Below are 11438 nucleotides of genomic sequence, written 5' to 3'. Positions count from 1 at the left end.
AGACTTCGCATAGGGTTATCTTATCCCTTCGCCCGACGCCGGTCTTCCGCCTGGGCGGCCAGGATTTCCTTGACCTTGGCGACCAGCTCGGCCTCGGGCACAACCTCCTGCGCGACGCGGGCCTCGCGCCATTCGGCATTGTCGGTGATCTCGCCGGACAGGCGCTTGCCCTCGATCAGGTCCTTGATCTGCACCACGCCCTCAGCGCGCTCGTCGCCGCCCTGGATGATGGCGATGGGGGCGCCACGGCGGTCGGCATATTTCAGCTGGTTGCCGAACTTCTTCCAGTTGCCCTGGTACATTTCGGCGCGAATGCCTTCTGCGCGCAGCAGTTGGGTGAAGCGCTGGTAGCGGCCCATGCTTTCGACATCGCCGTCCATGACGGTGACGAGAACCGGGCCGAGCACGTCGTCCTGGCCAAGCTTGCCGAGGTTCTTCAGCGCCGTCATCAGGCGCGAGACGCCGATCGAAAAGCCCGTGGCCGGGACCGGCTGGCCCATGAAGCGCGAGACAAGGCCATCGTAACGCCCGCCGCCGCCGACCGAGCCGAAGACGACCTTTTCTCCCTTTTCATTGGTGACGTCGAAGGTGAGTTCGGCTTCGTAGACGGGGCCGGTGTAGTATTCGAGGCCGCGGACGACGGAGGGGTCGATCTTGATGCGGGAAGAGTCGTAACCAGCAGCAAGAAACAAGGCGCCCATCTGATTCAGTTCTGCTACGCCAGCGTTGAGAGCATCATTTGCCCAACCAGCGTTGTCTCGGACTGCGGCCATCGGATCAACGGTACAGGTCATGACAATCGCAATCTGTTCGTCCTTCAGACCTGCACCCTTGGTAAAGTCGCCGGACTCATCCTTGCGGCCTTCTCCGAGCAACAGTTTCACGCCTTCCGGACCAAACTTGTCCAGCTTATCAATCGCCCGCAGCACGCCCAGCCGCCGCCCAGCATTCTCCTCGCCCCCAAGCCCGATCGCCTCCATCACGCCGTCGAGAACCTTGCGGTTGTTCACCCGGATCACATAGTCGCCACGCTTGATGCCAAGGGCTTCCAGCGTGTCGGCCATCATCATGCACATTTCGGCATCGGACTGGACGCCCGGCGCACCGACGGTGTCGGCATCGAACTGCATGAACTGGCGGAAACGACCGGGGCCTGGCTTCTCGTTGCGGAAGACGTAGCCGGCGCGATAGGTGCGGAAGGGCATCTGGATCTCGTTGAAGTTTTCCGCGACATGGCGCGCCATCGGCGCCGTCAGGTCGTAGCGCAGCGACATCCACTGTTCGTCATCGTCCTGCAGCGAGAAGACGCCTTCGTTCGGGCGGTCGCTATCGGGCAGGAACTTGCCGAGCGCGTCGGTGTATTCGAACAGCGGTGTCTCGATCGGGTCGAAGCCGTAGCGCTCGTAGACCTCGCGGATGGTCTCCATCATCTGGTTGGCAGCGCGGATGTCGCCGGCCTCGCGATCGACGAAGCCGCGCGGCAGGCGGGCCTTGAGTTTCTGCGGCTTCTTGTTCTTTTCGCTCATGATCACAACCGGATTTCTTCGTTTCAAAATGTGCCGGTGTCTTAGAGGATCAAGCATTTGGCGGCAAGGGCGAAGGGTGGCGAAGAGTGGTTCGCGATGGTATATTGCGGTCTCGAAAGGGTCAGGGCCATGAACAAGCGTGTCACGATCGAAATTCCGGAAGCGATGCACAAGGCGATTGCCGAACATGCGGCGAAAGCTGGCGCCAACACGGACGCCTATGTTGTCGATGTGATCGAGCAGCATCTGGAAGACCTGCACGACATCGCTCTGGCGGAAGCCGCGATGGAGCGGATCAAGAACGGCGAGCGAACCTACACCTGGGAAGAGATGGAGCGCGAACTTGGTCTGGAAGATTGAGTTCCAGGCGACGGCCATCAAGCAGCTTAAAAAAATGGGGCATGTCGAGTCCAAGCGCATACGACATTTTCTGCATACGCGCGTGAAACCACTGGAGAACGCACGCCAGCTTGGCGAAGCGCTTCAAGGTCCGCATTTCGAACATCTCTGGCGATACAAGGTTGGCGACTACCGGATCATCTGCGATATCCGGGATCACACACTGGTCGTGCTCGTCGTCGAGATCGGCCATCGCAGCCAGATCTACCGGTAGAGCATGATCCTCGAAGCGTTGAACTATGCAGCAAGCTGGCCGCTGACAGCGGCCGCGCACCGCCCTTATGTGCGCTCGTCGGTCAATCTTTGGTCTCGCGCCCATCGCTGCGCGAACCATTGGGCGGCGCATGAGGCGAACTGTAAGGCGGCAATCATTTCGGCCATCGACGGGTTGCGGCAGCGGCGGACGGCCGTTGTGCTCGGGTCTGGCCTGTTGCGCGACATACCGGTCGTTGAACTCGCGAAGCGCTTCGACACGGTGGTGCTGGTCGATCTCGTGCATCTGGCCAGCACGCGGGCCTGGATCGCAATGAAGGGCCTGAAAAACATCCGGCTGATCGAGCGCGACCTTTCCGGATTTGACCAATTGGCCACTGGACGCCAACCCGAGCCGCTCTCCTTCCTGCGCCAGGTGCCCTATCTCGATTTCGTCGTTTCGGCCAATCTGCTGTCACAGATCGGACTTGGCGCAAAGAAGCGGCTCGAAACCCTGCCTGTAGGTGACATGCCCGCCGATACGCTGAAGACGCTGATCTCGGCGCATCTGGACGGTCTGCGCGATATCGCAGCAACCGCCTGCCTGTTGACGGATGTCGCCTATAGCGTGGTCGACCGGGCCGGCCGGACACTGGAAACGGTCGATCTGCTGCACGGTATCGAGGTGTCTGACCCCGATGCGCGGTGGGACTGGCCGGTCGTGCCATTCGGCGAGCAAAGCGCTGACATTCAGGTGATCCACCGGGTGATTGCGCGCACACGGAACTGACGGCGCGCCTTGCATTTGACCCAATCGCGCCTACCATGTCGACCATGAACAGGTTCATCCGTCTCATGTTGCTATTTGCAGCCCTGGCCTATGGTGCGATGCCGATTTCCGGCGCGATTGCCATGGGTATGAGCATGTCGCAAAGCGACGGCGTGGCGGCAGATCCCGGCCAGCACGGCACGATGGTCGCGATAAACGATCCGGACTGTCCGCATGCCGCCGCGGCCTCCACGCCGATGGGCAAAGCCGGTGGAGCAAAGATGCTGCCGGGTGGACATTGCGCCGCCTGCGTGACGCTGGTGCCGCAGATCGCCTTTGCCGATGCCGGAAAGCCGGCGCGGGTCGCGGAAGCGCCACAACTCTCGCCGAGTCTTCTCTCGCGCATTCTTGCCCCACAGGTGCCCCCTCCCCGGGCCTGATCGTGTTGTTGCGGCGGCTTGACCGCCAAATCACAATTCAATCATCCCGTATGAGACATCCCGTTTAAGACAGGGGAAAAACCATGTTGAAGACAACCATCGTTGCGGCGTCGCTGGCGCTCGCTCTCACCGCCTCGTTTGCCATCGCCCAGGACCACACCACGCATCAGGACCATATGATGCCGATGGGCGACAACCAGATGCCGAGGGGCGATACCGGCCCGTCGTCGCAAGCCTTCAAGGCGGCCAATGACAGGATGCATGCCGACATGGCCATGCCGTTGACCGGCAATGCCGATGTCGATTTCGTTCGCGGCATGATCCCGCATCACCAGGGCGCGATCGACATGGCCCGCATCGTGCTGGAACACGGCAAGGATCCCGAGATCCGCAAACTGGCGGAAGACGTGATCCAGGCGCAGGAAGGCGAGATCGCCATGATGAAGGACTGGCTGGCGAAGAACGGCCAATAAGCCATGTCGTGAAACAGGCCTGAACAATCGCAATGGCGCAGCAAGGCGCCATTGCTTTGCCGGAGTGGCAGGCTAATCTCTGGCGCATTCACATCCCGGAGGGCGCCATGTCCATTCGTCCGATCACTGTCATCGGCTTCGACGCCGACGATACGCTTTGGCAGAACGAGCAGTATTACAAGCTGACGGAAGCGCATTTTCAAAGCCTGCTGGCCGATTTTGCCGAAGGCGACCGCGTTTCGGAACGGCTGCTGGAGGCCGAGAAGCGCAACCTTTCCCACTATGGTTTCGGCATCAAGGGCTTTACGCTGTCGATGATCGAGACCGCGCTGGAGATCACCGAAGGCCGGGTGCCGAGCACTGTAATCGGCGAAATCCTGGCGATCGGCCGCGAATTGCTCAGCCACCCGGTCGAATGCCTGCCGCATGCACGCGAGGCGCTGGAGGCGCTTTCGGGCCGCTATTTCCTCGTGCTGATCACCAAGGGCGACCTGTTCGACCAGGAACGCAAGCTGGCGCAATCGGGTCTCGGCGATTATTTCGATGCCGTCGAGATTGTCTCCGACAAGTCGGCAACCACCTATCGGCGGATCTTCGGCAAACATGGCGAGGGGCCGGAGCGGTCGATGATGATCGGCAATTCGCTGAAATCCGACATCGTGCCCGCGATTGCCACCGGCGCCTGGGGCGTGTTCGTGCCGCATGAACTAACCTGGGTGCTCGAGCATGTCGACCGGCCGACCGAGGCACCGCGCTTTCGCGAGGTCCCGCATCTAGGCGACGTGCCATCGCTGATCGAAACACTCGGCCAATAGGAGCGTCCATGCGATCTTTCGAAGACATCTGGTCGCTTGCCGTCGATCGCAAAAGCGAGGCGGAGGTGATGGACGGGCTTCAACAGCCGAAGTCGCACGAGGCGATTGCCGCTATGCCTGACGACCGTTTTCTGGCGACGATGACCCGATGCATCTTCCAGTCCGGCTTCAACTGGAAGGTCGTGGACGCGATGTGGCCGGGCTTCGAGGCCGCCTTCGACGGTTTCGACATCGGACGCTGCGCCATGCTGCATGATGAGGATTTCGAGCGACTGGTCTCCGATACGCGGATCGTCCGGCACGGACCGAAGATCAGGGCCGTGCAGCAGAACGCTGCCTTCCTGTCGGACATCGCACGCGAACATGGCAGCGCCGGCGCCTTCTTCGCCGACTGGCCGGTGGACAATTACATCGGCCTTCTCGATCTGCTGCAGAAACGCGGCACCCGGCTGGGCGGCAATACCGGCCAGTATTTCCTGCGCTTTTGTGGGCTCGACAGCTTCATCCTGTCGCAAAGCGTCGTCAACCGGCTGATCGCCGAGGGCGTGGTCGCCAAGGCGCCGACTTCGGCCAGGGACAAGGCGGCCGTGCAAGGGGCCTTCAACCGCTGGCGCGAACAATCCGGACGGTCACTGACGGAGATCAGCCGCGTGCTGGCGATGAGCATCGATTAGCGGTCTCAAGGGCGCACGAAGGTCAGGCGCTTTTCCTCGATGCCCTGCCGGCAGCAGCAGCCTTCGATATGGTCGTTGACCAGGCCCATGGCCTGCATGAAGGCATAGACGGTGGTCGGACCGACAAAACTCCAGCCGCGCTTCTTCAGGTCCTTCGACAGGCGCACCGACGTCGGCGAGGTCGGATTGGCCCTGAGCGTGGCAAAATCCATGCGGGCCGGACGCTCGCTCGGGTCGGGCTCGAAGCTCCAGAAATAGCGGGCCAGCGAGCCGAACTCGGCCTTCAAATCGATGGCATGGCGGGCATTGTTGATCGTCGAGTCGATCTTGCCACGATGGCGGATAATGCCGGCATCGGCGAGGCAGCGGGCAATATCGTCATCGCCGAACAGGGCGACCTGGTTAAAATCGAAGCCCGCGAAGGCTGTGCGGAAATTGTCGCGCTTGCGCAGGATAGTCAGCCAGGACAGGCCCGACTGGAAGCCTTCGAGGCAGATCTTTTCAAACAGCCGGATATCGTCGGTGACCGGGTTGCCCCATTCCTCGTCATGATAACGGCGATAGTCTTCCAGCCCGCCATGCCAGAAGCAGCGGGCAAGCCCGTCTTCGCCGGTGATCAATCCTGCCTCGTCCGTTGTCATGTCAGCCTTCTCCCTTGCCACCGGTGTGTCGTCTCCGGCGTTTACCATTTGTTCACGAAGTTTCCAAACGCGGCGCTAACCCTGACGAAAGGTTTACGCGGCCGAACGCATTTTCATGAACGCCTGTTTACCAATTTGCGGGCATGGCGCTGGCACGATCCGCGTCAGCAAGGCGCATGGAATGATGCCGCCTTCCGTTGTTTTCGGTCCCATGTAGCGAGTTGTCCGATGTCGAAAAGAATGATCCTGCTGGCGCTCATTGCCAGCCTGCCGCTGGCGTTCCCGGTTGCCGCCAGCGAGCGGTACCAGAACCGCCCGCCGGTTATCGTCAGTCCTGACCTGTCGGCCCCATGGGTGATGCAGCTGGGTGGCGTGCCACAGCAGCGGCAGCGGGTGATCGCGCCGGCCCAGCGCCGGGCTACACCCGTCTATCAACGCCAGGTTCTGCAGCAGCAGCGCCCGGTGCAGCAGCGACAGCTCCGCCAACAGCGCCGTACCCTGTTCGACCAGCCTGGCGCCGTTTCGCGGCAGCCCGTGGTGCAGCAGGCGGCCATGCGCCCGAACAAGCCGATCCGCACGCAGATCGATCCGATCTTCCTGCCGCAGATGGTCGGCTACGAGACCGAACACAAGCCGGGCACGATCGTCATCGACACCAATAATCGCTTTCTCTACCTCGTGATGGCAGATGGCCAGGCGAAACGCTACGGCGTCGGCGTCGGCAAGCCGGGCTTCGAATGGGCCGGCACGCACAAGGTGACGCGCAAGGCCGAATGGCCGTCGTGGCATCCGCCCCAGGAAATGATCAAGCGCGAAGCCGCCAAGGGCCACTACCTGCCGGCCTCGATGGAAGGCGGGCCGGAAAATCCGCTGGGTGCGCGCGCCCTGTATCTCGGCTCCACCCTTTACCGCATCCATGGCACCAATGCGCCCTGGACGATCGGCAACGGGGTTTCCTCCGGCTGCATTCGCATGCGCAATGAAGACGTGACCGATCTCTATGAGCGAGTGAATGTCGGCACCAAGGTTATCGTGATGTAAAACACACAGGCGGCAGAGATGCCGCCAGCAGAACAGTTAGCACTTGCTTTGGGAGGGGAGTCGGCTAGGCTCTCCTCCTATTGATTTTCGGGGGACTATCCATGCAGACCAGCATTCGACTTCGTGCCGCGGCCGCATTACTTGCGGCCACATTCGTCCTGCCCTTGCCGGCCGAGGCCATCAGCCTGAACCGTATCGAGACGACCAGCGACGTGACGCTGGTGGCGCAGCCGAAGCAGGTGCCGGAGAAATTCAAGCGCCGTGCCGTGCGCCTGCAGACCAACGAACAGCCGGGCACGATCATCATCGATACCAACAACAAGTTCCTCTATCTGGTCGAGGGCAAGAACCGCGCGCTGCGCTACGGCGTCGGCGTAGGCCGCGAAGGTTTTGGCTGGTCGGGTGTTGTGAAGATCGGCCGCAAGGAAGAATGGCCGAGCTGGCGTCCGCCAGCCGAAATGCGCCAGCGTGAAGCCGCCAAGGGCCATATCCTGCCGATCGTGCAGGAAGGCGGCGTGGACAATCCGCTCGGCGCCCGCGCCATGTATCTCTACAAGGGCGGCCGCGACACAATCTTCCGCATCCACGGCACCAACCAGCCCTGGACCATCGGCCTCAACATGTCGTCCGGCTGCATCCGCATGATGAACAAGGATGTCGAGCATCTCTACGAACGTGCCTCGATCGGCTCCAAGGTCATCGTCGTCGGTCCCGGCAATCGTCAGGGCGATGTCAGCTTCGAAGACCGCGGCGTCGATTTCCTGCGCACCGTTTTCGGCGGCTGAAATCACAAGGGGCCAGCGTGGTGACGACCCATCACGCCGGCAGCTTCGCCGTCACTTGATGGTGCAGAAAATCGGAGCCTCGTGTGAAACGATCGTTTCGCGCGGGGCTTTTGTGTCTCCGGTCAACCGGGCGACCTGGAGGGCATAGCTGCCCTTGAAGCTTTGCTCCTGATCCGACCCACGCCGGGTCAGGACAGAAAGCTCGATCTGGGCGTTTGGCTTTTTCGCCGGAAGGAAGGCGCGGATCTGGAAACGCATTTCCTTTCCGTCCATCCAGTATTGCTGCAGCATATCGGAATTGATCTCGAACCGGCCAAGCTCGGGTGGCGCACCCGGCCCCTTGACCGCGGCGATGCCCCGGAAATGCACCAGCTTCTTGGCGTCTTTCTTGCTGAAGCCGCTTTCCAAAGACATGTTCAGCACGGCGTCCGACGTGGCGCAATAGATCCGTCCAGCCGCGTATGCCGCCTGCCCGTCCGCGATCAGCACCGCCAGCGCAAGAGAGGCCACTAACTTCAACATGTTTCCTCCTCGGGATTACACCATCCCGAGGCCACTATAACAGCGAGCACTTAATAATTTACGCCTGAACCTGCCGAGGCCGCATCAGTGCCGCCGGCTTTTCGCCGCCATAGGCCCAGTCGAGCAGTTCGACCGTGTGCACGATCGGAATGCCCGTCGCCGAGCCGATCTGGGTCATGCAACCGATATTGCCGGCGGCGATGAAATCCGGCTTCGTTGATTCGATGTTCTTGACCTTGCGGGCCTTGAGCCTGGCGGAAATTTCCGGCTGCATGATGTTGTAGGTGCCGGCCGAGCCGCAGCAGAGATGGCCTTCGGGCGGATCCTTGACAGTAAAGCCTGCCGCCTTCAGCAGTTGTTTCGGCGCCATCGTGACCTTCTGGCCGTGCTGCAGCGAGCAGGCCGAATGATAGGCGACGGTCAACCCCTTCGGTTCGCATGCCGGCAGGTCGAGGCCGGCGAGATATTCGGTGACGTCTTTCGCCAGGGCCGAAATCCGCGCCGCCTTTTCGGCATAGGCGGGATCGAGGCGCAGCATGTGGCCATAATCCTTGATCGTGGTGCCGCAGCCGGATGTGGTGATGATGATCGCATCCAGCCCGCCTGTCTCGATCTCGCGACACCAGACATCGACATTGCGCCGGGCGGATGCAAGTGCCTGTTCCTCGCGTCCCATGTGATGCACCAGCGCGCCACAGCAGGCCTCGCCTTGCGGAACCACCACTTCGACACCAATGCGGGTCAACAAACCGATCGCGGCCGCATTAATGCCAGGATCGAGCACGGGCTGGGCGCAGCCGGTGAGGATCGCCACGCGGCCACGGCGTGCGGCTTGCGGCGCATGGTTTGCCGGTTGTGCCAGTGGCGATGGCGCCGGCACGGACGCGGGGGCAAGCCGCAGCATGGCCGCAAATGGCTTCAGCGACGGAACACGATCAAACAAACCAGCCAGGGGACGCCCAAGTCCGGCGAGCCGCAGCGCCAGACGAAAACGCCCCGGATAGGGCAGGACCATCGCCAGGATGCCGCGCGTCAGGCGGTTCATCAGCGGTCGCCTGTAGGTCTTTTCGATATGGATGCGGGCATGGTCGACCAGGTGCATGTAGTCGACGCCCGACGGACAGGTCGTCGTGCAGGCCAGGCAGGACAGACAGCGGTCGATATGGGTGACGATTTCCTTGTCGGCGGCGCGGCCGTTTTCCAGCATGTCCTTGATCAGGTAGATGCGGCCGCGCGGGCTGTCGAGTTCGTTGCCGAGCGTGACATAAGTCGGACAGGTCGCCGTGCAGAAACCGCAATGCACACATTTGCGCAGGATCGATTCCGCCTCCGCAATATGCGGATCGGCAAGCTGCTCGGCGGTGAAATTGGTCTGCACGTCGATCCTCCGAAAGAGCGATCGCCGAGTGAACCCGGATCGCCGCTCTCCTTACTTGCTGATTAGACCCACCAACTGTCGGGCCGTTCGATCGGCTGGTTTGCCGAAACCTTCTGCAGGCCGATGACGCAGCGCACGACGATCCAGATCGCGGTGGCAAAAAGCAGGATCAGCCCGAAGAAGAAGATCGCCAGAATGGAAGAGACCAGCGCATAGAGAAGGCCGATCCAGAAGGTGCGGATGGCCCAGGTGTAATGCGTGTCGACCCAGGCGGGTCCCTTGCCGCGGTTCATATAGGCGATCACCAGGCCGATGATGCCGCTGATGCCAACGACAAAACTGACGAGGTAGAGGCCATAGACCAGCTGGGCATTCAACCGGCCCGGGGTGAACCAGCTTTCCGTCGATGAAGGGGTCGGCACTTGCGAATTCGGGTCGGTCATAGCGAAGCTCCTGGCGCCATCAATCCGGGATTGAAGATCCCGTGCGGATCGAATTTTGCCCTGATGCGCTGTGAAAGCAAGGCGACCGCCGGCGATTGCGGCTCGAAGGCCGGTGTGACGGCACGAACGGCATCCGGCGCCCGCATCAGCGTCGCATGACCGCCGCCGAGCGTGCGGATACCATGGCGCAGGATCTCGGCTTCCGGGTCCGCCTCCATGCGCATCCAGATCAGGCCACCCTGCCAGTCGTAGAATGCATCGACGCCGGCGCGCAGGCGAAGACCGGCGACCAGTTTCCAGCCTTCCGACGGCGGCATGGACACCCGCCAAAGAGGCCGTTGCGATCCATCGGCATAAGGCGAAACGTCGCGTATCTCGCGCCAGAGGCCTGCCGTCTGGTCGCTCGACAGCTGCGCGACGTCCCCTTGAGCAGACATGGCGGCCAGCAGTTTTTCGGCGCGCACGGCGACGGAGGCGGCAAGCCCCTCGAGCCGCAAGACCGTGGCGGGCCCATCCGGCAAGGCGCCGCCGATGAAACGACCCGCCACGCTTTCAGGCAGATGTGCCGCGCCCGAGACTTCCACAGGCAGCGCCATGGCCGCGGCCATCGCCCGTATGGCGGCTTCATCGTCGAGGCCCGACAAGACCATGGTTACAGCCGCTTTGGGCACCGGCAGGACCTTGAACGTGACCTCGGTGAGGAAGCCGAGCGTGCCATGGGAACCGGCCAGCAGCTTGACCAGATCGAGCCCGGTGACATTCTTCATCACCTTGCCGCCGGCCTTGATGACCTCGCCGCGTCCATTGACGAACCGCACGCCCAGCAGATGGTCGCGAGCAGCTCCCACAGTAAAGCGGCGCGGGCCGGAGGCATTGGTGGCAAACAGACCGCCGAGCGTCGGCTCGCCAGCCGTGCCCATCAAGCCGCGATGGTCGATCGGCTCGAAAGCCATGGTCTGGCCGTTTTCCGCAAGTGCTGCCTCGATCTCGGCGACGGGCGTGCCGGCCCGGGCGGTGATCACCATTTCGGCAGGCTTGTAGGCGGTGGATGCCCCTGAGGCCGGAAGCGCTGAGTGGAGAGGCGCCGGTGACCGGATTGCCAAAACCGGCACGGGTGCCGCCACCGGATATCCGTAGCGGCTCGCCACGTCCGGCATGGTCGCGGACGATCTCTGCGGCTTCGGTTTCGGTTGTCGGGGTCAGCATGAGATGGGCTTTCGCGGAAAGCGATTGGTGATTGGCCGGCCGACGTGGTGGATGTGCATACCCCCCTCTGCCCTGCCGGGCATCTCCCCCACAAGGAGGGAGATCGGCAAGCCGTGATTCTTCTGCCTCAAGCG

Annotated in this window: 14 protein-coding genes and 1 pseudogene; 9 read left to right on the top strand and 6 right to left on the bottom strand. The window is 62.1% G+C overall.

Going from position 1 to position 11438, the window contains the following annotated elements; genetic code table 11:
- Positions 1–20: 20 nt before the first annotated feature.
- Positions 21–1526: a histidine--tRNA ligase gene (gene hisS, locus PDO_RS03740; RefSeq protein ID WP_007598008.1), complete on the bottom strand. Its 1506-nt coding sequence runs from the start codon at positions 1524–1526 to the stop codon at positions 21–23.
- A gap of 129 nt (positions 1527–1655) precedes the next feature.
- Here hisS and relB point away from each other — a divergent pair, with 129 nt between their 5' ends.
- The 7 genes from relB to PDO_RS03705 all read left to right on the top strand — a co-directional run bounded on the left by relB (position 1656) and on the right by PDO_RS03705 (position 5288).
- Positions 1656–1886, top strand: coding sequence for a type II toxin-antitoxin system RelB family antitoxin (gene relB, locus PDO_RS03735; protein ID WP_007598006.1), 231 nt, complete (start codon positions 1656–1658; stop codon positions 1884–1886).
- A complete protein-coding gene (locus PDO_RS03730; RefSeq protein ID WP_007598004.1) occupies positions 1870–2139 on the top strand; it encodes a type II toxin-antitoxin system RelE family toxin in 270 nt (89 codons plus the stop codon). The genes relB and PDO_RS03730 overlap by 17 nt, the downstream gene beginning before the upstream one ends.
- Positions 2140–2142: 3 nt before the next feature.
- Positions 2143–2907: a hypothetical protein gene (locus PDO_RS03725; protein ID WP_007598002.1), complete on the top strand. Its 765-nt coding sequence runs from the start codon at positions 2143–2145 to the stop codon at positions 2905–2907.
- Between the two features lie 65 nt (positions 2908–2972).
- Positions 2973–3326, top strand: a complete 354-nt coding sequence (locus tag PDO_RS03720) for a hypothetical protein (RefSeq protein ID WP_141649804.1) — start codon at positions 2973–2975, stop codon at positions 3324–3326.
- Positions 3327–3409: 83 nt separating this feature from the next.
- Positions 3410–3799 carry a CopM family metallochaperone gene (gene copM / locus PDO_RS03715; protein ID WP_007597991.1) on the top strand — a complete coding sequence of 130 codons (390 nt, stop codon included), beginning with the start codon at positions 3410–3412 and terminating at the stop codon, positions 3797–3799.
- 107 nt (positions 3800–3906) lie between these two features.
- Complete coding sequence (locus PDO_RS03710; protein WP_007597989.1) at positions 3907–4614, top strand: HAD family hydrolase; 708 nt, start codon at positions 3907–3909, stop codon at positions 4612–4614.
- Positions 4615–4622: 8 nt separating this feature from the next.
- Positions 4623–5288: a DNA-3-methyladenine glycosylase I gene (locus PDO_RS03705; RefSeq protein WP_007597987.1), complete on the top strand. Its 666-nt coding sequence runs from the start codon at positions 4623–4625 to the stop codon at positions 5286–5288.
- Between the two features lie 5 nt (positions 5289–5293).
- Here PDO_RS03705 and PDO_RS03700 read toward each other — a convergent pair whose 3' ends face one another.
- On the bottom strand, positions 5294–5929 hold the full coding sequence (locus tag PDO_RS03700) for a DNA-3-methyladenine glycosylase I (RefSeq protein WP_007597985.1): 636 nt from the start codon (positions 5927–5929) through the stop codon (positions 5294–5296).
- Between the two features lie 228 nt (positions 5930–6157).
- Here PDO_RS03700 and PDO_RS03695 point away from each other — a divergent pair, with 228 nt between their 5' ends.
- Both PDO_RS03695 and PDO_RS03690 read left to right on the top strand, forming a co-directional pair.
- Positions 6158–6970 carry a L,D-transpeptidase gene (locus PDO_RS03695; RefSeq protein WP_007597983.1) on the top strand — a complete coding sequence of 271 codons (813 nt, stop codon included), beginning with the start codon at positions 6158–6160 and terminating at the stop codon, positions 6968–6970.
- A 101-nt stretch (positions 6971–7071) separates the two neighbouring features.
- Positions 7072–7755: a L,D-transpeptidase gene (locus tag PDO_RS03690; protein WP_007597981.1), complete on the top strand. Its 684-nt coding sequence runs from the start codon at positions 7072–7074 to the stop codon at positions 7753–7755.
- A 51-nt stretch (positions 7756–7806) separates the two neighbouring features.
- On the opposite strand, the gene PDO_RS26625 is transcribed toward PDO_RS03690, so the two are convergent.
- From PDO_RS26625 to glcE, 4 genes and pseudogenes are all read right to left on the bottom strand, one after another.
- Entirely contained in the window at positions 7807–8277 is a 471-nt protein-coding gene (locus tag PDO_RS26625; protein WP_007597980.1) for a hypothetical protein, read from the bottom strand.
- 58 nt (positions 8278–8335) lie between these two features.
- Positions 8336–9655 carry a glycolate oxidase subunit GlcF gene (gene glcF / locus PDO_RS03680; protein ID WP_007597979.1) on the bottom strand — a complete coding sequence of 440 codons (1320 nt, stop codon included), beginning with the start codon at positions 9653–9655 and terminating at the stop codon, positions 8336–8338.
- 62 nt (positions 9656–9717) lie between these two features.
- Positions 9718–10098: a DUF4870 family protein gene (locus PDO_RS03675; protein ID WP_007597978.1), complete on the bottom strand. Its 381-nt coding sequence runs from the start codon at positions 10096–10098 to the stop codon at positions 9718–9720.
- Positions 10095–11304: pseudogene (gene glcE, locus PDO_RS03670) on the bottom strand (glycolate oxidase subunit GlcE). Before glcE ends, PDO_RS03675 begins: the two are co-directional and overlap by 4 nt.
- Positions 11305–11438: the final 134 nt, after the last annotated feature.

This window comes from Rhizobium sp. PDO1-076 (assembly GCF_000247475.1).
Lineage (GTDB): Bacteria > Pseudomonadota > Alphaproteobacteria > Rhizobiales > Rhizobiaceae > Allorhizobium.
This window is presented reverse-complemented; position numbering and strand designations above follow the sequence as displayed.